Below are 20,513 nucleotides of genomic sequence, written 5' to 3'. Positions count from 1 at the left end.
ATTTTGCTAGTCTAGAGCCTTCGCTACGGTTTGGACTATGTTCAAATGGCTATTCTACGTTTGATTGGTTTTGGAAAAAAAGAAGAATTTAAGAAAGTGCTAGCAATTTTAAGAAAGAAAAAGCCTGATAGGACAAGGATCCTATGAAATTTGTCGTGTACAGAGGTAATTTTTATGAAATCTAAAATCATGAGAAAAAGATAGAAAAGCACTTAGTCAGTTTCGGAGTATTTAAAACGTGGAGATGTTTTTCCTATGTTGATTAGTCAATTTATTTACGAATGAGGTATAAAGTTTTATCTAATTTTTCTTTTTATCCAATTTAAAATTAGGTGCGTACACGGCCTCAACTTTCAATAAAGTATAAAAGGTGTTTGTGTAGGCAATACCCTTACTTTTGATAAGCCAAAAGAAAGCAAAAGCCTTTGTTACCCATACATAACATCCCTATTATGATGGATAACGTGTGGCATCCCTGCCACACTCGTGTATCCAAACGTTGCTTAAATTAAACTATGTAATAGTGGCGACATAAAGGTGCTCTTATCGCTATATATTAAAAACTTAGTGGAACACTGTTTCTAAAGCTTTTAAACCCACTTTGGGATCAAGTAGACCGTTGTAAATTTCAGGGATTTCACGTTCCACCCCAAAAAATTCATAAATGGCAAGCATCGCCCCACGAACTGAATATTCCACAGTAAAGACCACGTCATCTTCAATTTCCACAAACTGTCCAAGGAAAGCAAAGTTTTGTGAGCCTTGTGGAATTACCTGTGGACGATCCCCCGGTTTACGGCAGGCGAATAGGGCAGAGGCGTATGGCATCATGGCGGTAGTAACATCAGTCGTTGCCAAAACATGATCTAAAATGTCGTCAAAACCGAGCTGTTTAATCAGTTCTGTTAGGATTTCTTGCCCCGTGGCTTCGGACATTGGTTTTTTGATGTAATCGCCTATATGGTCAATTTGGAAACCGTAGCCCCATAAGGTATATAAACCTTCAGGTAAGTCGGCAAAGTGTGGCTGTGCAGGAACCACGATGGATAAATGCCAACCCGACTCATACCAAGTCATGAGTGCGCCTGTGCCTGGTTCATTGCCTGTATAGTCAATAATACGTTTAAGTAGCACGTCATCTTTCATGGTCAGAGTGAAAGACTCCCACTTATGTTCATCGACATTGCCATAAAAAGTCATTGGACGGCCAAAGTCTGGGGCTTTTTGTGCCAGCGTTTCCCAAAGCGTCCAGCCATGATCTTCTCGATGACGAATAAGGGCAGGCACGTCATGATTACCGCCATAACGTGAGTCTGCTGTAATAGAGCCTAAAGTGAAAATAGCTAAATCATTGGCTTTCAGATTAATTTGCTCTGAGCCTTCAGGCAATTGTACATATAGACGTGAAGCGTAGCGTTCTTGAGTTTCAGCATTGGTAATGAAGTCTGCATCTGTGACATAGTGTCCAAAACGCACATCGACGCCTTGTGCGACTAACCAACGCTGTAGGGGCAGAATCATCGAGTCATATTGGTTGTACTTGGTACGTTTCACACCCGCTAAGGTATGAATGCGTGGCAATTCTTGAATAAAACGCAAGAAATAGCGTCTTAACTCTGCTGCACTGTGCCATTTTTGAAAAGCGAAAGTCGTGCGCCACATGCGCCAGAAATTGGTTTCAAAAAAGGTTTCATCAAAAAACTCATCAATGCGGCGACTGCCAATTTTTTCTTCTTTTGAAGCTAATAGGCGCAGCATCTGTGCACGATGTAGCGTATTCAGACCAAGCTTTGCTGCATCCGCAATGACATGTTCGGCATCAATCAACCGTGCATTGGCGTGGGTTTTCACTTTTTCATTAAACTCACGACATTCTTCACGCACCGAAATGTCTGGATTTTCCAAAGATGGAATACTGGAAAATAAGTCCCATAGGCACAAATAAGTTTCATCGGTCAGCATTCGCCCACCACGTGTTACCCAAGCTTGCGCGGCATGCGGTGTATGTCCACCATCCATCGAACCACCTGAAATATCGAGTTCTTCTAAAATATGGATATTTTTAGCAGGGACTTTGGCATCACGGATTGCAAATGCAGCAGCAGCCATACCTGCGATACCACCACCAATAATCCAAAGATGGGACTGTTGCGCGTCTAATGGGGTGCGCTTCTTATTTTGCATGGTTCACCTTTAATTATGATGTTAAAAATTATGAAGTAAAAAAATTGGTTTAGAAAAACCTTAAAAATAGTATGTCTTTTTATATATGAAAAATGTATGAAATGGGAAGCAATCCCCTCATTATATTTTGTAATCAAAAATAGACGTATGATGGCTATTTTTAATACACATTTGTCTTTTTATTAAAATTGAATATGATCTAAATAATTGATGTTAATGTTTATTGTTGAGTAATTGCTCTATTGTTGTTTTCACTATGCCGTATGCTAAATTTCTTTAAAAATAGGCTTTTTATTTATCATTAAAAAATATCTTTGTACACGACAAAAAAAGATAACTCATTGAAATAATGGCATAATACTTGTTTTCTGACGACGAATATGATGACACATTTCAATGAGTTACATCTCATCTTAAACAAATATCTAAAGTGGAACAAGTCACATGCAAAGTGCTTTGCGCTCATCATGCTTGTGATTATTTTAAAGCAAACATGTAATCTTTCTTCTGCATCTAAAGCCTTGCCCATCAAGTGTTTACCACAATCATTTTATCGACGTATGCAGCGCTTCTTTGCAGGTCAGTATTTTGATTATCGTCAAATTTCTCAGTTGATTTTCAATATATTTTCATTCGATAAAGTCCAATTAACTTTGGATAGAACTAATTGGAAATGGGGAAAACGAGATATTAATATCTTGATGTTAGCCATCGTCTATCGTGGAATAGTGATACCTATTGTTTGGACATTGCTCAATAAACGTGGAAATTCAGATACAAAAGAGCATATTGCTTTGATTCAACGCTTTATCTCCATTTTTGGTAAAGATCGTATTGTGAATGTGTTTGCAGACAGAGAATTTATCGGTGAGAAATGGTTTACATGGTTAATTGAAAATGACATTAACTTCTGTATACGTGTTAAAAAAACTTTATGGTGACCAATCACTTAGCCAAGAATCATAAAATTAGTGATTTATTTCGTCATCTTCAAGTTGGTCAAACTGAATGTCGTAAACGACGTATTTGGGTTGGTCGAGTGAAACTGTATATTAGTGCGCTACGATTAGAAGATGGAGAGCTTTTACTTGTTGTTTCTCCTATGTTTAATGCTTCTGCTATTCGTGATTATGCATTACGCTGGGAAATCGAAACGTTATTTAGTTGTCTCAAAGGACGTGGATTCAATCTTGAAAATACTCGTTTAACAGACCCTAGACGAGTGAAAAAATTGATTGCGGTGTTAGCTATAAGCTTCTGTTGGTGTTACTTAACGGGTGAATGGCAACATGATCAAAAAAAAGCGATAAAAATAAAGAAGCATGGACGACTCTCAATGAGTTTATTTCGCTATGGTTTAGACTATGTTCAAATGGCGATTCAGCGTTTAATTGGTTTTGGGAAAAAAGAAGAGTTTAAGGAAATTTTGGCAATTTTAAGAAAGCAGAATCCTGATAGGATAAGGGTTCTGTGAAATTTGTCGTGTACAGAGAAAACACTCTTAGATTAAGCATATGAATGTTGGTTATTATTGTTGATTATCACAATAAATTAGTGACCAAAAATCAAAGTACCCTACCCCACCTTAAATTACGTCACACAAAATTAAAACTCTATATAACTGTTATATATAGAGTTTATTAACATACCAATTATGTAATTTAGTGTATTTTATGTCGGTGACTCTTGCCAAGGTTGGGGTCGCGAGTTCGAGTCTCGTTTCCCGCTCCAGATTCAAAAAGCCCTGATCGAAAGATTGGGGCTTTTTTTATTGTCGTTCTCAATGACTAAATATTCTGCCTAACCCTGCTTTTTTCTCAAATTAAGAAAATTTTCTTTAAATCTTGAATCTCTAGAACTCTGGTTCGATTTATCTTTTTAGGGAACTCCTGCTAAAAGGATTGCACTTCATACAGGTTTAAGCATCTAATTCATCCAAGCAATTAATGATAAAAAACCATAAAAAAAGCCCATTTGAGGGGAAATGGGCTTTTGTAAACATCAATGTTAACGCTCTAATATGACAATCTGGTTAAATTTCATATCTATAGATTAAAATTTTTTGAGATCCCATTAGATTCCCAATAGTTGCTTACACCATGGAATTGAAATATCCCGAGTTAAAGGGGCTAAAGGCAGGTCTGGATGATTAAGATCAACCCATTGCATTTCCGCAAGTTCAGCCTGAACCTGAGGCTGACTTTTTAACTTAACCTGATACAAATAACTGACCAGCGAATGATTCAATTCGTTCGCAGCCACGGTTTCATATTTGCCAATATAAGACAGTATTTCCATCTCACAGCCTGTCTCTTCCAGAACTTCCCTAGAAAGTGCAGCTTCAGGCAATTCATTGGGTTCCAGCTTTCCGCCCACATGCATAAAGAAATCGGTATCTTTTTTACGAACCAACAAAATCTGATTCTGTTCATTCAGAATGATAGCCGCAGCAATCGTAATCACTTTATTACTCATACCGATTCTACTGCCTTTACACTTTTATTCCATTTCGGTTCAGGCGCATGATAATGCTCCAAAGCATCCAAAACTTCCTCAATTGAACTTGAGGAAATCAAGGCATCGGTAAAACGTGACTGGGTAAATCCAGCCTCAGTCGTTTTCATCAAGAAATTCAGCAATTCATCATAAAATCCATGGATATTTAAAAATGCACAAGGCTTCTGATGAAGGCCCAACTGCCCCCAGGTCAACTGCTCAAAAATTTCTTCTAAAGTCCCCACCCCGCCCGGCAAAGCAATAAATGCATCCGCCAGATCAGACATTTTTGTTTTACGTTCATGCATATTTTTCACCACATGCAGCTCTGTTAACAGCGGATGGGCCAATTCTGCATCGACTAGATTTTGTGGAATTACTCCAATGACTGTTCCACCAGCATGTAATGCACTATCAGCCACAACACCCATCAGTCCAGCTCGGCCGCCACCATAAACCAGCGTGATTCCCCGTTTCGCAATAGACTCACCCAAAGCTTGGGCCTGCTCTTTAAAATTTTCGCTATTCCCCATAGCTGAACCACAAAAGACTGCAATAGATTTCATTTTTTATCCCCTCATCGATCAACATATTCTAACTGCATTAAAATAAAAAAATTGTCTTAAAAACAAGCAAAATAACCATAATCGGCTAATTTATCGAAGCGCATGATTCAGAATAAATCCTCACTTCTACAGAAAAATACGGATAATTTTCAGTCAGACTTGTACGCATTGACTTACATCGATTCCGGTTCTTTACGGCTATCCCGAATAGTGGAATTTTCCTATGATACTTACATCAGGAACAGGAAGTTCCATATAACAATGACAATAGATAAGCACAAGGATTGTAAGGTACGACAGGAGTTATACCGAGCTAACCAATACGAAAAACCCCGGCAGGATGCCGGGGTTTTTTATTAATTTTTTTTTAGTCAATCAGGCTGCCAATGACCTGAGATTTTATATTTGGCTATTTTTTGAATAGGACTACTGATCTCAAATGGATCAGACAGCAGGATTTGACAAATGCAAGCCAATCCACAAGGATAAGTGAATAAAAATAATCATGAGTAGAACAATATGTCCCATCCGCTTTCCAGCCTTGAATATCAACCTGATATTCTGGGTGAAGGTTATGAACAGGCCACTTTAGAATTCCCGCCAGATACTGAAGGCACAGTAGTTGCCACACTGATCCGCAAAAAGGCAGACCAACCGACCTCTAAAGCTGTCCTCTATATTCACGGCTTTATTGATTATTTTTTCCAGACTGAAATGGCAGAGCGTTTTAATCAGCAAGGTTTTGATTTTTATGCACTGGATTTACGTAAATATGGCCGATCCTATCTGTCCCATCAGAAACTTTATAATGTCTATCATCTTTCAGAATATGATGCAGAAATCAGCCAGGCTCTTGAAATTATTGGACAGGAAGGCCATGACACGGTTTTACTCAGTGGCCATTCTACCGGCGGATTAATTACTACTTTGTATGCAGCACATCATCCAGATCATCCCTTAATTAAAGGCTTATGGCTCAATAGTCCTTTTTATGACTTTAATATGACGCCTTTTGAGAAAAAGTTTCTGGTGCCTAAATTGAGCCGTCTGGGAAAACGTTTTCCGGAAATGCTATTTCCTAGCCGCTTAAATCGTCATTATGTGCCTAGTCTGCATATTAGCTATCAGGGGGAATGGCATTTTGATCTGGAATGGAAAAAACCTAGCTATCACTGGGTGCGTCTGAGTTTTGTACATGCCATTCACGAAGCACAAAAAGAAATTCATCAGGGTGTGCGTTTAAATATTCCAACTTTGCTGATGCATGCCCACAAAACCACTTATCCCCTACGTTTTAACCGTAATGCTCAAACCAGTGATGTGATTCTTCAGGTACGCGATATGATTGAACATGCGCAGAAAATCCAGGGCGATGTGCAACTCTGTTCGATTCAAAATGGGATACATGATCTGGTTCTTTCAGAAAAACCGGTTCGTGAGCAGGTCTATCAGCAGCTATTTCAATGGCTGGAAAATAAAGCCCTATAAGCCAGATGAATAAGATAGGTAGCAAGCTCTGCCTGTCTTATTTTTCAATAATTTTATTTATCTATTTCGCTTGGATATGAAATAAAAATATCAAGCTGATCAGTAATGCTTTTTACATATTAAAATCATGTCATTATAAAAATAAAATATTGAAATTTATAAAAATAATAAATTCCATTTTTATCCAAATGTTGCCTTTTGTAGCAAGCTTGTAAGTATTTATCCTGCGATTTTTTTCCCTCTCTATAGTAGAGCTGAGATGTTGAATCTGAGGACTTTTGCAGAGCAGAAGTGGTTCGGCATTCATCAATAATAATCATATCAAGGAATAGAATTATGCGTTATGCAGATCCCAATACTGACGGTTCAAAAGTGCAATTTAAATCCCAATACGAAAACTTTATTGGCGGCAAATGGGTTCCACCAGTCAAAGGTGAATATTTTGATAATGTCTCGCCCGTAGATGGTAAAGCCTTTACCAAAGTTCCGCGCTCATCAGTGGAAGATATTGAACTGGCGCTGGATGCGGCTCATGCCGCCAAACAGCAATGGAATAACAGCTCCCCTACTACCCGTTCCAATATTTTATTAAAAATTGCCGACCGACTTGAAGAAAATCTTGAGTTACTAGCAGTTGCAGAGACTTGGGATAATGGCAAGCCGATCCGAGAAACCCTGGCAGCCGATATTCCTTTAGCCATTGACCATTTCCGCTATTTTGCCGGCTGTATTCGCGCCCAGGAAGGCGGCATCTCGGAAATTGATGAAGATACCATTGCTTATCATTTTCATGAGCCATTGGGTGTCGTGGGTCAGATTATCCCGTGGAACTTCCCGATTCTGATGGCTGCCTGGAAACTAGCCCCAGCTCTCGCAGCCGGAAACTGTATTGTGCTGAAACCCGCTGAACAGACACCGGTGAGTATTTTGGTGCTGGTTGAGTTAATCCAAGATCTGTTGCCTGAAGGCGTATTAAACATCGTGAATGGCTACGGTGTTGAAGTCGGCCGTCCGCTGGCGACTAATCCGCGTATTGCCAAAATTGCATTTACGGGTTCAACGGCAGTGGGTCAGTTGATTATGCAGTATGCGACTGAAAATATTATTCCTGTGACTTTAGAACTTGGAGGTAAATCACCAAACTTGTTCTTTGCCGACATCATGGATCAGAAAGATGATTTTCTGGAAAAAGCTCTAGAAGGCTTTACCATGTTTGCCCTGAATCAGGGTGAAATCTGTACTTGTCCATCACGTGCGCTGATTCAGGAAAGTATTGCCGACCAATTCCTGGAACTTGCAGTAGAGCGAGTGAAAAAGATCAAGACTGGTCATCCCCTGGATACCGAGACCATGATCGGTGCTCAGGCTTCTCAGGAGCAGCAAGACAAGATTCTCGGCTGTATTGCAACTGGCCGTGAAGAAGGTGCAGAAATCTTGTTAGGCGGTAATGAGCGTCAGGAAGTAGGACAAGGTTTTTATATCGAGCCAACAATTTTTAAAGGTTCCAATGACATGCGAACCTTTCAGGAGGAAATTTTTGGACCGGTATTGGCAGTGACCACGTTCAAAGACTTTGATGAAGCCATCAAGATTGCCAATGATACCATTTATGGACTCGGTGCCGGTGTCTGGTCACGTTCAGCACATACCTCTTACCGCGCTGGTCGTGCGATTCAGGCCGGTCGGGTCTGGACCAACTGCTATCACATCTACCCGGCTCATGCAGCCTTTGGGGGATATAAAAAATCCGGGATTGGCCGCGAAAACCATCGCATGATGCTGGATCATTATCAGCAAACTAAAAACCTGTTAGTGAGTTATTCAACCAAACCAGCAGGCTTCTTCTAAACTGATCTGAATTCGGGTGGACTTCGGTCCGCCTGATTCATTCATTATTTCAAACAGAATTTTAAACTGATTGGTAAAAATTTATAAAGAGAGTCATGAGGATATATTTGTATTTTTAAGGGCTGTATTAAACGAATAAATAAAACTGCATAAAAAATAAGAGATTATTTATAATTATGTTGATTTTAAATAAGTTTGTCATTTTTTATGCTTTCTGATCGTTTAAAAATCCAGCATAAAGCCTGTGCTTTCATTTAAAGTCGACTTTTCATGCTACGCAAGACTGTGTATAACAATGAACCCCTGAGGGAAAGCAATAAGCATAGGCAAAATTGCTTAAAAAGCGTTAGACTATGCAGTAATAATGTCATGATTCGGTCTGGTATAGATCAAAAAAGAAGGTGAAGGTTGATGCCGCTCAATACAGTTGAAGAGCTTGTAGCAGATATCCGTGCAGGAAAAATGGTTATCCTGATGGATGACGAAGACCGTGAGAATGAAGGCGATCTGGTGATTGCTGCGACCCACGTGCGTCCTGAAGACATCAACTTTATGATCACCCATGCGCGTGGTCTGGTTTGCCTGACTTTAAGCAAAGAACGTTGCCAGCAGTTAAATCTACCCTTGATGGTGGATGCCAACGGCGCTCAGCACGGAACCAACTTCACCCTTTCAATTGAAGCAGCCAACGGCATTACTACTGGTATTTCTGCAGCTGAACGTGCGCACACCATTCAAACTGCGGTGGCTGCACATGCCAAACCAAGTGACATCGTACAACCTGGTCATATCTTCCCATTGATGGCACAGCCAGGTGGCGTATTGCACCGTGCTGGTCATACCGAAGCCGGTTGTGACTTGTCTCGTCTTGCGGGTCTTGAGCCAGCTTCTGTGATCTGCGAGATCATTAAAGAAGACGGCACCATGGCACGTCGTCCAGATCTAGAAATCTTTGCGGAAAAGCATGGTCTGAAAATTGGTACCATTGCTGATCTGATCCATTACCGTATGACCAATGAACAAACGGTTGAGCGTATCGATCAGCAAAGTATTGATACTGAATACGGCAGCTTTGACCTGTACCGCTATCGTGAACTGGGTAATCCGGATATCCATCTGGCCTTGGTCAAAGGTGAGCCTAAAGAGGGCGTGACCACAGTGCGTGTACATGGTTTTAACCCGACCCGCGACTTGCTCAAACTGAACAAGCAGGATGGCGAACCAGCTTGGAACCTGGACCGTGCCTTAAAAGAAATTTCCAAGAGTGAACGCGGTGTTCTGGTCTGGATTGGCCAGCGCCATTTACAGGATTTGGGCCCGGCATTAGATACCCTGAAAACACCAAAAAATGTAAAATCCAATGCTGCCCTGTCTCAGCAGTATCAGACCATTGGTGTCGGCGCACAAATTTTACGTGACCTCGGCGTGGAAAAAATGAAGCTGCTTAGCTCTCCATTACGTTTCAATGCCCTGTCCGGCTTTAACTTAGAAGTGGTGGAATACATCACCGCACAACAAACATCAGAGAAATAATCGAGGTTCCTATGGCAGTTCGCCGTATTGAAGGTATGTTGCATCTCGCGAACGAAGACCGTTATGCGATTTTAGTTGGTCGTTTTAATAGCTTTGTTGTTGAACATCTGTTAGAAGGTGCCATTGATACATTGAAACGCCATGGCGTATCAGAGGATAATATCACTGTTGTTCATGCACCTGGTGCCTGGGAACTTCCTGTGGTTGCGAAAAAACTGGCAGCTTCAGATCGTTTCGATGCCATCATCGCGCTGGGCGCTGTGATTCGTGGCAGCACGCCTCACTTCGATTTTGTAGCTGGTGAATGTGCCAAAGGTCTGGGCGTGGTTGGCCTGGACACTGGCTTACCAGTGATTAATGGTGTATTGACTACGGATAGTATCGAACAGGCGATTGAACGCTCGGGTACAAAAGCAGGTAATAAAGGTAGTGAAGCTGCCTTGACTGCTATTGAAATGGTTAACTTGTTAAAGGCTATTTAACGCTATGTCGCAAACACTTCAAGCAACTTATGCAGCAAAACGTAAAGCACGTCGCTTTGCTGTACAAGGAATTTATGAATGGCAGATGAGCCACAATCCGGTGCATGAGATTGAAGCACGTACTCGTGTGGACAATGCCATGCACAAAGTGGATCTCAGCTATTATCATGAATTGTTGACTCAAGTGGTTGCCAATCATGAAGCATTGGATGCTTTGCTTATCCCTGTGCTGGATCGTGAACTTTCTGCACTTGATGGTGTAGAACTCGCTACACTTCGCCTAGGCGCCTATGAACTCAAAGAACATCTTGAGATTCCATACCGCGTGGTTCTGGATGAAGCAATTGAGTTAGCTAAACACTTTGGCGGTGCAGACAGCCATAAATACATCAATGGTGTATTGGACCGTTTAGCGACAACTTTACGTGCAGCAGAAAAACAGCAAGCCAACTAATCTAGTCGAATTGTTGTATGGCTGAGTTTTCGATTATCGATACCTATTTTAATCGTCAGAATAAAAATTCTGTCGATTTAGGCGTTGGCGATGACTCAGCCTTGCTCACCCCTCCTCCACAGCAACAACTGGTCATCTGTACCGACACCCTCGTTGCTGGACGTCATTTTCCTTTAGACACCGATCCTCATGCGATTGGCTGGAAATCTGTCGCTGTCAATCTTTCTGATATTGCAGCCATGGGCGCGACCCCGCATAGCATTTTACTTGCCTTGAGCCTACCCCAAATTGATCATGACTGGCTAAAAGCTTTTAGTCAGGGTCTGTATGATTGCTGCGATCAATTTGGTGTGAGCTTAATCGGTGGTGATACCACCCAAAGCCCTCATTTGACCTTATCTGTGACTGCCCTGGGTTGGGTAGATACAGGACAAGCTGTGCCACGTTCAGGTGCCAAGCCTGGTGATCTGATTTGTGTATCCGGTACAGTGGGCGATGCCGCTTTTGCTTTAAATCATCTCGGTCATCCATTACAGAAACGTTTGGATTATCCAACCCCACGCTGTCAGTTGGGTACTGCCTTAAAAGGCCTAGCCAACAGTATGATTGATGTCTCGGATGGCCTCGCACAGGATCTGGGACATATTCTCAAAGCTTCTCAGGTAGGAGCGACTTTAGGACTTGAAAAGTTACCGATCAGTCCTGCCCTGCAGGCATTAAATGATGAACAGCGTTGGCAATACGCACTCGCGGGTGGTGATGACTACGAGTTATGCTTTACAATAAGCCCGCAAAATTATGAAAAATTATTGCAAAAACATCTGGATGTTTCGATTAGTATAATTGGCTCCATTCAGCAGCAACACGGTTTAACTTTTGAAAAAGATGGCGTAGATCATTCACTTCAATTTAACGGATATCAACATTTTGCATAAACCTGCGATCAATTTTAAAAGCATGTCATGGACCAACCGGCTCATTGTCTTTAGTGGGGTAGGATTTGGTTCTGGTCTGACACCTAAAGCGCCCGGAACTTTTGGTTCAGCTTTTGCACTCTTATTTGTACCCATCTGGCTCTACTTAGGTTTTCTAAACAGTCTTTTTGCCATTGTCATCATGTCCCTGATTGGCATATATATCTGTGGCCAAACTGCCAAGGTCATGGGTGTACATGATGATGGACGCATTGTCTGGGATGAGTTTGCAGGACAATCCATCACCTTTTTGCCACTGATCTATTTAGGTCAGATGAACTGGTTATGGCTACTCATTGGCTTTGCCCTGTTCCGATTATTTGATGTCTGGAAACCTTGGCCGATTCGAGTCATTGACCGTCAGGTTAGGGGTGGTTTTGGCATTATGCTGGATGACATTATCGCTGGCCTCTGGGCAGCACTTTGTATTTGGATTTATTTTTACTTCACGATGGCTTAAGCCATATCTAGGATTAGAACATGTCTACGACTGTGATTATTCTTGCTGCAGGTAAAGGAACCCGTATGCGTTCCAACTTACCGAAAGTATTACAACCGCTTGCAGGACGACCTTTACTCGGCCATGTGGTCGACACAGCAAAAAAACTCAATGCAGACAATATTATTACCATTTATGGTCATGGCGGTGAGCAGGTTCAGTCCGCATTTGCAGACCAGGATATCCAGTGGGTAGAACAGGCTGAACAGCTTGGTACCGGTCATGCCGTACAAATGACACTACCTGTTTTGCCTAAAGATGGTATTTCACTAATCCTGTCTGGTGATGTCCCTTGTATTAGCCAACAGACGCTTCAGAATCTGCTCGATGCTACTCAAGAGCAAGGCATTGGCCTGGTGACCTTGACCCTTTCAGATGCCAGTGGTTATGGTCGTATTGTGCGTAAAGATGGTCAGATTCAAGCCATTGTTGAACATAAAGATGCTTCTGAAGAACAGCGCCAAATTAAAGAAATTAATACCGGTATTTATGCGGTCAGCAATGCCAAATTACATGAATGGCTACCACGTTTAAGCAATGACAATGCCCAAGGTGAATATTACCTGACCGATATCGTGGCAATGGCACTAGCAGATGGTATGAGTGTTGCATCTGTAGAACCTGCGTTGGCTTTTGAAGTGGAAGGCGTCAATGACCGTGTGCAACTGGCTGCTTTAGAGCGTCAGTTCCAGGCTTATCAAGCTAAACAGCTGATGCAGCAAGGTGTACATCTGATTGACCCAAGCCGTTTTGACTTACGTGGTCAACTCACTGTTGGCAAAGATGTGCTTATCGATATTAATGTCATTATCGAAGGTGATTGCGAACTCGGTGATAATGTTGAAATCGGTGCAGGCTGCGTGATTAAAAATACCAAGATTGCTGCGGGTACTAAAGTTCAGCCATATAGCATCTTTGATCATGCAATCGTGGGTGAAGAAGCACAGATTGGTCCATTTGCACGCTTGCGCCCAGGGGCAAAACTGGCAGCGGAAGTCCATATTGGCAACTTTGTTGAAGTGAAAAATTCTAGTATTGGTCTAGGTTCTAAGGCGAATCATTTCACTTACTTAGGTGATGCTGAAGTCGGTAGCGGTTCCAATATTGGTGCAGGGACGATTACCTGCAATTATGACGGTGCCAACAAATTTAAGACCATCATTGGGAATCATGCTTTTATTGGTTCTAACAGCTCTCTGGTTGCACCGGTCCAGATCGGTAATGGTGCGACAGTGGGAGCGGGTTCAACGATTACCCGTGATGTGGCAGAGAACAGTTTAGCGGTAGAACGTTCCAAGCAATTTGCCAAAGAAAACTATCAGCGTCCGCAAAAAATCAAGAAATAAGAGGAAGTTAGTATGTGTGGTATCGTCGGTGGCATCGCGGAACGTAATATCAGCAATATCTTAATTGAAGGCCTAAAACGTCTTGAATACCGTGGCTATGACTCTGCGGGTCTGGCCTTAATCAATAATAGCCAGGTGCTCCGTGAACGTCGTGTGGGTAAAGTCGCCAACCTTGAACAAGCTGTGAATGAATCACAGATTAATGGTTCATTAGGCATCGCTCATACACGCTGGGCAACTCATGGTAAACCGACTGAAAACAATGCTCATCCCCATATTTCGGGTAATGTTGCTGTGGTTCATAACGGTATCATTGAAAATTACCAGGAGCTGAAAGATGATCTTGAAGCTTTAGGCTATGTATTCACTTCACAAACTGATACTGAAGTGGTTGCCCATCTGGTCAATGATGCACTGAAATCTACCCCTAGCCTGCTTGAAGCTGTTCGTCAGGTCGTACCACAGCTGAAAGGCGCTTATGCGCTCGGGATCGTACATACAGATCATCCAGATGAATTGATTACTGTTCGTGAAGGTTCACCATTGGTGATTGGTGTCGGGATTGGTGAAAACTTTATCAGTTCTGACCAGTTGGCTTTATTACCAATCACGAATCGCTTCATCTATCTTGAAGAAGGCGATATTGCACGTCTAACTCGCACTACCATTGAAGTATTTGTGGATGGTCAACTGGTAGATCGCCCAGTCAAAGAGCTGGATGCCACCGTGAGCAATGCTTCTAAGGGTGAATATAAGCACTATATGCTCAAAGAAATCTATGAGCAGCCTGAAGCGATCAAGCAGACCATTTCACAAGCCCTAAATGGCAATACACTGCGTGAAGATTTTCTGGTAAATGCAGAACAGGATTTTTCAACAATTCAGCAGATTCAAATCATTGCCTGTGGTACCAGTTACCATGCCGGTATGATTGCCAAATATTGGTTTGAACAGCTGATTGATCTGCCTTGTCAGGTCGAGATTGCCAGTGAATTCCGCTACCGTACGCCAGTGATTGTCAATAATACACTCTATGTGTGTATTTCTCAGTCAGGTGAAACAGCCGATACCTTAGCTGCTCTGCGTGATACCCAAAAACGTGCTACATCAAAAGGTGTAAATATTACGACGATGACGATTTGTAATGTTGCAACTTCTTCAATGGTACGTGAAACAGATTACAGCCTGCTGACTTTAGCGGGTCCTGAAATTGGTGTGGCTTCGACCAAAGCCTTTACCACCCAGCTCGCAGCTTTGATGTTACTGGTACTGAAAATCGGTACAGTGAAAAATGCCATTTCAGCTGAACAGATGACTGAGATCACGACTGGACTATGGCATATGCCTAAGGTACTGCTAGATACTTTAAGTCATGATGATGAAATTCTGCGTCTCTCTGAACTCTTTGTAGAGAAACAGCATTGTCTGTTCCTAGGCCGTGGTACACACTTCCCGATCGCACTGGAAGGTGCACTAAAGTTGAAAGAAATTTCTTATATTCATGCAGAAGGTTATGCGGCGGGTGAGCTGAAGCACGGTCCATTGGCACTGGTGGATAATGACATGCCAGTAGTAATTCTAGCACCGCAAGATGACATGCTGGATAAACTGAAATCCAATATGGAAGAAGTTCAGGCACGTGGTGGTGAATTATTTGTCTTCGCTGATGAAAATAGCGGCATTAAAGCCAAAGAGCGCCAGCATGTCGTGCATATTCCTGAAGTAAACGCTGTTTTAGCGCCAATTGTTTATTGTATTCCAGTACAGCTACTGTCTTACCATGTGGCAGTCCTGCGTGGTACTGATGTTGACCAGCCACGTAATCTGGCAAAATCAGTAACAGTTGAATAACTCATAAAATTAGCCTGTTATATTTGTGTTTTTGAGTAATAAAGTTAAATACTAGGTAATAAATAATCATACTTAGTAATAAAGTTTCATACGAATTTTCAAAATAAAGAAAATATATTCATTATTTTCAGTATTTTGTAATTTTGGTATGAAACTTTTTTTTATTTTGATAGAATTAAATTTAGACTAGCCCTGCCTATAGTATGATACTTTAATAAATACAATATAATTTTTGAACCAATAAAAACAAATACTTATGCACAACAAAGGATGAAACTTTATTACTCTCATATAATAATAAAATAAGATAATAAAAAATTTGAATTTAATGTTTGTATTTTTATAATTAAGTTTGTATCAAATGGGAACACATCATACGCTACTTGCTCAAAGAACAGTCAACCGAAGCAAAAAGGCATGCCATCAATTAAGCCAGATCATGATTTAGGCAAGGTAGATTGATGACAGCGAAGTTTTGAGCCGGTTTGTCATAGCGTGTGAATACCTTGCGTATTCTTATGCAAACCTACTACCTATTCTTATTCACCCCCCTCATTTTGGTTCATATTAAACCACTGATTTTCTATTCAAATATTTCAAAACAAAATATGCAAATTTGAATCTTAAACCACCACCTTAATCTGCTATAATTTGTACATCATACTGATGTACAAATTGGTGGAAAAATATGACTAACTTAGCAACAGAACGAATAAATGTTCGTTCAACTGTAGATGCAAAGAATGTAATTGAGCAAGCTGCGAATTTATTGGGTCTTAGTGTGAGTTCCTTTATGATCCAGTCCTCATTTGAACGAGCAAAAGAATTACTTAAATCTAATCACGAGTTAAAAGTAAATAATGCTGATCGTGATATGTTAATGAATTTGCTTGAAAATCCACGCCCTGCAAATGATGAGATGAAAAAATTAATGAGTTTATTGGATGAAAATTGAGGTTTTACAAGTCCATCATCAGAAAAAATCATTTAATTGTGGGCAAGATGATTTAAACAAGTTCATCAAACAATACGCATCTCAGCATCAGAAATCAGGAACAAGTAAAACCTATGTTGCTATTGATGATGATACACAGCAGGTGCGAGGATTTTATTGCCTATCAAGTACCTCTATTGGATTTGATGGGGTTGATGCGGTTCTCACTCAACGATTACCTCGTTATCCACTCCCTTGTGTAGTTATAGGTCGCTTTGCCGTTGATCAAACTGCCCAAGGGCGAGGAATAGGAAAAGTGCTTTTAGCACATGCGCTTAAACAAGTTTCAAAAGTTGCTCAAATTATTGGTGTAAATTTTATTGTAATACATGCCAAGGATCAAAAAGCGATGGAATTTTATCAGCGTTTTGGCTTTATTTCATTAACATCAAATCCATTAACATTAATATATCCAGTGAGTGAAATACCTAATTTTAATTAAATGGCCTACTAGCAACAGGAGTGACTAGTAGTAGATTACGAACAAGAATAGGTGACGGACTTATTCAGCAATTTGCAATTTATGAAGACTAATGAGGAAAAGTCAGTTTTTCTCAAGCTGATTGATAAAAAACTCTAGGAAAATTAATATTTTGGCTACCAAACAATTCAATAGTAGCTCATTTTATTCTAGAGTTTTCACTGGAATTTAAAATCATACTTTCAAAAGTAAAGAATGAAACTTTATTTTTTTAAATTTTTCACAATAAGATGAAACATTTTAAAATTAACCAGAATAAATATAATTAAATTATAAATATCAATAATTTGAAATAAAAAATATAAAACAAAATATAAATTTCTGGAAAAAAGTAATAAAGATACATACCATATTGAATAATAAACAACCTAATGATATGCTCAAAAATATACTAAAGCAGGTTAAAAAAATATGTTAACCAAAGAGCAACAACTAAAATGGATAAAAGAAGGACGTGGTCAAGGCTTTCTAAGTAAATACAAACCCTTCTTAACAGTTAAGGATAATAAATCCCTAAACAACCGCTCAAGTCGAGTATATGGCTATAAAACCGGTCGAACTCATCACTTGTTTTCAGATTTAGAACTCGCTGTTTTTTTGATTTTAGATAGAAATATTTTTATCAAAGATATTCGAGAACAAATGCCACTGAATTTAAAAGAAACTGAGGATTTGGCGCGTACTTTTTCCCTTTATCATCCAATGAAAAATGGTATTGCACAAACACTAGTTTCTACATTTTTTATTGTCAGTGAAGCTACTAATGCTCCCCCTGTTTATGTCATCAGAGCTATTTCTCATACTGAATTAGAAAATTTAAATATTCTTGAAAGTCTCGAGTTAGAAAGACGCTATTGGCAAAAAGAAAATATCCCTTGGTATCTTGTTACAGAAAAAGATATCCCTCTGACGGTCGTTGATAATATTAAATGGTTATATCCTGCAAATTACTCAGAAAGTAAAAATCACACTCCAGATAAAATCAACTTCTATTATCAGCAATTTATAAGAAATTCTCATCTGAGTCTAATTGAACTATCAAAATATATTGATGTTCAATATTCATTAGAACCAGGAGAATCACTATTAGAAATCCGCGAGCTCATTGCTCAGAGGTACTTCGTATTTGATATCAACATTAGTTATAGAAAAATCACATGTGGCAATATAAAACTCAGTGAACAAGATTCATGGGAGGTCATCTGCAATGCTTCGAATCAATGATGTTTATGAGCTTGATGAGAAAAAGTATCGCATCCTCAAAGTATATACAGATCATATAATTTGGATAGAACTTGAAAATCAAAAAGCTTTACCTGAATTGTATACAAGATCTACACTCATCGAGGCAATTGAATCGGGCAACATAAAAATTACTACAGATCCTTTTGAAGACATGTCTTTGATGGTATTAGAAGAAAACTCTGTCTATCAAATCAAACGTGACAAGAATTTAGCTATTATAAAACCTATAATTGAACATGAAAAATTTTATGATTCAAACATACGTGCATCTTTGATTAATGAAATTGTAAATCAAAAGATTACCACTAAACAGACTATATATCGCTTACTTCGCCAGTATTGGCAAAGAGGAATGACCCCCAATGCCTTAATCCCTCAGTATTACAATTCTGGAGGAAAAGGTGTTAAAAAGGCTGTAAATAATAAAAAATTAGGTCGCCCTCGTATTATTTCTGAAGGGACAGGTGCTCTTATTGATGAAGATATTGAAAGACTATTTAGGAGAGTCATCAATCAGTACATGCTCAATGAAAACAAGCATACTCTACCCTACACATATCGTAAGTTTCTTAGTATATATCAAAGCCTATATCCCGACATTATTGAAACTGAAGCCCCATCAATCTGGCAATTAAAATACTTTTATGATCGTGAATATAGTCCTATTCTAAAAATAAAATCACGAACTAGTAAAATTGAATATTTAAAAGACAAAAGAGTTTTATATTCAACAGTTAATACACATGTTCTCGGACCAGGATCTCGTTACCAAGTAGATGCTACGATAGCTGACATCTATCTTGTTTCTGACTCAGATAGAGGCTGCATTATTGGACGTCCAACCATTTACTTTATGATGGATGAATTTAGCCGTATGGTTACTGGCATGTACGTGGGATTAGAAAATCCATCTTATGTTACGAGTATGCTAGTTCTTCGTATGGCGATGTCTGATAAGGTCGATTATTGTAAAAAATTTGATCATGAGATTACTTTTAATGATTGGCCATGTATTGGATTACCTGAGGCAATCTTGGCAGATAGAGCCGAATTACTTGGACATCAAATTGAGAATCTCGAAAAAAACTTTGCCATCCGAATAGAAAACACACCTGCCTATCGTGGTGATTTAAAGTCAATTGTAGAGCGCTATTTCCGCACTATCCAGGCTGAATTTAAACCTTATGCACCTGGTGTAGTCCAAGCAATCAAAGAAAAGAAACGTGGTGGTAAAGACTACCGACTAGATGCAACACTCACTGTTAAGGAATTTACCCAGATCATTTTAAATTCTGTTCTCATTTACAACAACACACATGAACTTTCTTCTTATGATCGCGACATTGATATGCCAACAGATTTACCCTGCATTCCTATTCATTTATGGAATTGGGGCATACAGAATCGAACAGGTAAGTTACGCTCAGCATCAGAAAAAGCGATTTATATTGCACTACTTCCCCGCACAGATGGCACCCTCTCTGAGCTAGGATTAAAGGTTTTCGGAGTCTTCTATAATTGTAAAGAACTCATTGAACGCGGCTTGCTACACAGGAAAAGTGCTTCAAGACAAAGGCCTAAACTTAAAGTTGCTTACGATCCAGCTAACGCTGAAAAAGTTTATATATTTCATTCTGAAGATCATTCAGATTATTGGGAAGCACAACTTTCAAATCGTTCTAGAGAATTTAGAGGTTGTAGTTTTTGGGAGGTATGGCAAGTTCAACTTGAGCAAAAAATAACACGATCTCGCTACAAAATAAATGCAAATCTTGCACGTGCTGATTTAGAACAACGCAATGAAGATATCATTGAAAAAGCGATTTCTTCAAGATCTTCTACTCAAAAAAGTAATGCTCAACGTCTTTCATCGATACGGAATAACCGTAATCAGGCAAGAACTGAAGAAAGAGAGGATTTAAAGAAATCTACCCAAATCCAAAGCTCACAAAATGCGAAGGTTAGAGACAATATTATTCCAATCTCAGGAATTAAAAAAGCAGAAGACGAAGAATCCACCTTACTTCTTCCAACCTATTACGAATCATTATTTGATGAAGATGATGATTAAA

The 20,513-nt window shown here is 39.8% G+C and carries 17 protein-coding genes and 1 pseudogene; 15 read left to right on the top strand and 3 right to left on the bottom strand.

The features are described from left to right. Positions 1 to 21: 21 nt before the first annotated feature. Positions 22 to 147 (top strand): annotated as a pseudogene (locus G5T77_RS05405) (IS4 family transposase); the annotation flags it as partial. A 417-nt stretch (positions 148 to 564) separates the two neighbouring features. Here the strand turns inward: G5T77_RS05405 and G5T77_RS05400 are convergent. Beyond that, on the bottom strand, positions 565 to 2,184 hold the full coding sequence (locus G5T77_RS05400; protein WP_004883953.1) for an oleate hydratase: 1,620 nt from the start codon (positions 2,182 to 2,184) through the stop codon (positions 565 to 567). A gap of 383 nt (positions 2,185 to 2,567) precedes the next feature. On the opposite strand from G5T77_RS05400, the gene G5T77_RS05395 reads away from it, so the two are divergent. Then, positions 2,568 to 3,658 (top strand): IS4 family transposase gene (locus G5T77_RS05395; protein ID WP_166236198.1). Its coding sequence is split into 2 segments (ribosomal slippage): positions 2,568 to 3,108 and positions 3,108 to 3,658, totalling 1,092 coding nucleotides; the frame shifts between segments, so codons are not numbered across the junction. Between the two features lie 599 nt (positions 3,659 to 4,257). Here the strand turns inward: G5T77_RS05395 and G5T77_RS05390 are convergent. Beyond that, entirely contained in the window at positions 4,258 to 4,659 is a 402-nt protein-coding gene (locus G5T77_RS05390) for an NUDIX domain-containing protein (protein ID WP_034170792.1), read from the bottom strand. Then, positions 4,656 to 5,246: a TIGR00730 family Rossman fold protein gene (locus tag G5T77_RS05385; RefSeq protein ID WP_166135108.1), complete on the bottom strand. Its 591-nt coding sequence runs from the start codon at positions 5,244 to 5,246 to the stop codon at positions 4,656 to 4,658. The genes G5T77_RS05390 and G5T77_RS05385 overlap by 4 nt, the downstream gene beginning before the upstream one ends. Before the next feature lie 519 nt (positions 5,247 to 5,765). On the opposite strand from G5T77_RS05385, the gene G5T77_RS05380 reads away from it, so the two are divergent. The 13 genes from G5T77_RS05380 to G5T77_RS05320 all read left to right on the top strand — a co-directional run bounded on the left by G5T77_RS05380 (position 5,766) and on the right by G5T77_RS05320 (position 20,512). Beyond that, positions 5,766 to 6,734 (top strand): alpha/beta hydrolase, encoded by a 969-nt coding sequence (locus G5T77_RS05380; protein ID WP_166135105.1) that lies wholly within the window; start codon positions 5,766 to 5,768, stop codon positions 6,732 to 6,734. A 336-nt stretch (positions 6,735 to 7,070) separates the two neighbouring features. Beyond that, the gene (locus G5T77_RS05375; RefSeq protein WP_166135102.1) at positions 7,071 to 8,582 is read left to right on the top strand and encodes an aldehyde dehydrogenase family protein; all 1,512 of its coding nucleotides are present in this window, start codon (positions 7,071 to 7,073) and stop codon (positions 8,580 to 8,582) included. Between the two features lie 411 nt (positions 8,583 to 8,993). Next, on the top strand, positions 8,994 to 10,115 hold the full coding sequence (gene ribBA / locus G5T77_RS05370) for a bifunctional 3,4-dihydroxy-2-butanone-4-phosphate synthase/GTP cyclohydrolase II (RefSeq protein ID WP_166135099.1): 1,122 nt from the start codon (positions 8,994 to 8,996) through the stop codon (positions 10,113 to 10,115). Positions 10,116 to 10,126: 11 nt separating this feature from the next. After that, the gene (gene ribE, locus G5T77_RS05365; protein ID WP_004280926.1) at positions 10,127 to 10,597 is read left to right on the top strand and encodes a 6,7-dimethyl-8-ribityllumazine synthase; all 471 of its coding nucleotides are present in this window, start codon (positions 10,127 to 10,129) and stop codon (positions 10,595 to 10,597) included. 4 nt (positions 10,598 to 10,601) lie between these two features. Continuing rightward, on the top strand, positions 10,602 to 11,051 hold the full coding sequence (nusB, locus tag G5T77_RS05360) for a transcription antitermination factor NusB (protein WP_005233270.1): 450 nt from the start codon (positions 10,602 to 10,604) through the stop codon (positions 11,049 to 11,051). A 17-nt stretch (positions 11,052 to 11,068) separates the two neighbouring features. Further along, on the top strand, positions 11,069 to 11,986 hold the full coding sequence (gene thiL / locus G5T77_RS05355; RefSeq protein ID WP_166135096.1) for a thiamine-phosphate kinase: 918 nt from the start codon (positions 11,069 to 11,071) through the stop codon (positions 11,984 to 11,986). Between the two features lie 22 nt (positions 11,987 to 12,008). Beyond that, complete coding sequence (locus G5T77_RS05350) at positions 12,009 to 12,485, top strand: phosphatidylglycerophosphatase A (protein WP_166135110.1); 477 nt, start codon at positions 12,009 to 12,011, stop codon at positions 12,483 to 12,485. A gap of 20 nt (positions 12,486 to 12,505) precedes the next feature. Next, positions 12,506 to 13,870, top strand: coding sequence for a bifunctional UDP-N-acetylglucosamine diphosphorylase/glucosamine-1-phosphate N-acetyltransferase GlmU (gene glmU / locus G5T77_RS05345; RefSeq protein WP_166135092.1), 1,365 nt, complete (start codon positions 12,506 to 12,508; stop codon positions 13,868 to 13,870). 12 nt (positions 13,871 to 13,882) lie between these two features. Further along, positions 13,883 to 15,721: a glutamine--fructose-6-phosphate transaminase (isomerizing) gene (glmS, locus tag G5T77_RS05340; RefSeq protein WP_166135088.1), complete on the top strand. Its 1,839-nt coding sequence runs from the start codon at positions 13,883 to 13,885 to the stop codon at positions 15,719 to 15,721. Positions 15,722 to 16,409: 688 nt separating this feature from the next. Beyond that, positions 16,410 to 16,676, top strand: coding sequence for a DUF1778 domain-containing protein (locus G5T77_RS05335; RefSeq protein ID WP_010325590.1), 267 nt, complete (start codon positions 16,410 to 16,412; stop codon positions 16,674 to 16,676). Beyond that, the gene (locus tag G5T77_RS05330; RefSeq protein ID WP_166135085.1) at positions 16,666 to 17,157 is read left to right on the top strand and encodes a GNAT family N-acetyltransferase; all 492 of its coding nucleotides are present in this window, start codon (positions 16,666 to 16,668) and stop codon (positions 17,155 to 17,157) included. Before G5T77_RS05335 ends, G5T77_RS05330 begins: the two co-directional genes overlap by 11 nt. Positions 17,158 to 17,607: 450 nt before the next feature. Further along, entirely contained in the window at positions 17,608 to 18,420 is an 813-nt protein-coding gene (locus tag G5T77_RS05325; protein WP_010325588.1) for a heteromeric transposase endonuclease subunit TnsA, read from the top strand. Further along, on the top strand, positions 18,404 to 20,512 hold the full coding sequence (locus tag G5T77_RS05320) for a Mu transposase C-terminal domain-containing protein (protein ID WP_166135083.1): 2,109 nt from the start codon (positions 18,404 to 18,406) through the stop codon (positions 20,510 to 20,512). The genes G5T77_RS05325 and G5T77_RS05320 overlap by 17 nt, the downstream gene beginning before the upstream one ends. Position 20,513: the final 1 nt, after the last annotated feature.

This window comes from Acinetobacter sp. GFQ9D191M, from assembly GCF_011174875.1.
GTDB lineage: Bacteria > Pseudomonadota > Gammaproteobacteria > Pseudomonadales > Moraxellaceae > Acinetobacter.
The sequence above is the reverse complement of the archived record's forward strand: the minus strand, read 5'-3'. Positions and strand labels throughout refer to the sequence as shown.

Coding starts and splice junctions, on each gene's coding strand:
- ribE (WP_004280926.1), top strand. CDS start 10,127: ATGGCAGTTCGCCGTATTGAAGGTATGTTGCATCTCGCGAACGAAGAC.
- G5T77_RS05335 (WP_010325590.1), top strand. CDS start 16,410: ATGACTAACTTAGCAACAGAACGAATAAATGTTCGTTCAACTGTAGAT.
- G5T77_RS05350 (WP_166135110.1), top strand. CDS start 12,009: ATGTCATGGACCAACCGGCTCATTGTCTTTAGTGGGGTAGGATTTGGT.
- G5T77_RS05325 (WP_010325588.1), top strand. CDS start 17,608: ATGTTAACCAAAGAGCAACAACTAAAATGGATAAAAGAAGGACGTGGT.
- glmU (WP_166135092.1), top strand. CDS start 12,506: ATGTCTACGACTGTGATTATTCTTGCTGCAGGTAAAGGAACCCGTATG.
- G5T77_RS05385 (WP_166135108.1), bottom strand. CDS start 5,246: ATGAAATCTATTGCAGTCTTTTGTGGTTCAGCTATGGGGAATAGCGAA.
- ribBA (WP_166135099.1), top strand. CDS start 8,994: ATGCCGCTCAATACAGTTGAAGAGCTTGTAGCAGATATCCGTGCAGGA.
- G5T77_RS05330 (WP_166135085.1), top strand. CDS start 16,666: ATGAAAATTGAGGTTTTACAAGTCCATCATCAGAAAAAATCATTTAAT.
- nusB (WP_005233270.1), top strand. CDS start 10,602: ATGTCGCAAACACTTCAAGCAACTTATGCAGCAAAACGTAAAGCACGT.
- G5T77_RS05400 (WP_004883953.1), bottom strand. CDS start 2,184: ATGCAAAATAAGAAGCGCACCCCATTAGACGCGCAACAGTCCCATCTT.
- G5T77_RS05375 (WP_166135102.1), top strand. CDS start 7,071: ATGCGTTATGCAGATCCCAATACTGACGGTTCAAAAGTGCAATTTAAA.
- G5T77_RS05320 (WP_166135083.1), top strand. CDS start 18,404: ATGCTTCGAATCAATGATGTTTATGAGCTTGATGAGAAAAAGTATCGC.
- glmS (WP_166135088.1), top strand. CDS start 13,883: ATGTGTGGTATCGTCGGTGGCATCGCGGAACGTAATATCAGCAATATC.
- G5T77_RS05380 (WP_166135105.1), top strand. CDS start 5,766: ATGTCCCATCCGCTTTCCAGCCTTGAATATCAACCTGATATTCTGGGT.
- thiL (WP_166135096.1), top strand. CDS start 11,069: ATGGCTGAGTTTTCGATTATCGATACCTATTTTAATCGTCAGAATAAA.
- G5T77_RS05390 (WP_034170792.1), bottom strand. CDS start 4,659: ATGAGTAATAAAGTGATTACGATTGCTGCGGCTATCATTCTGAATGAA.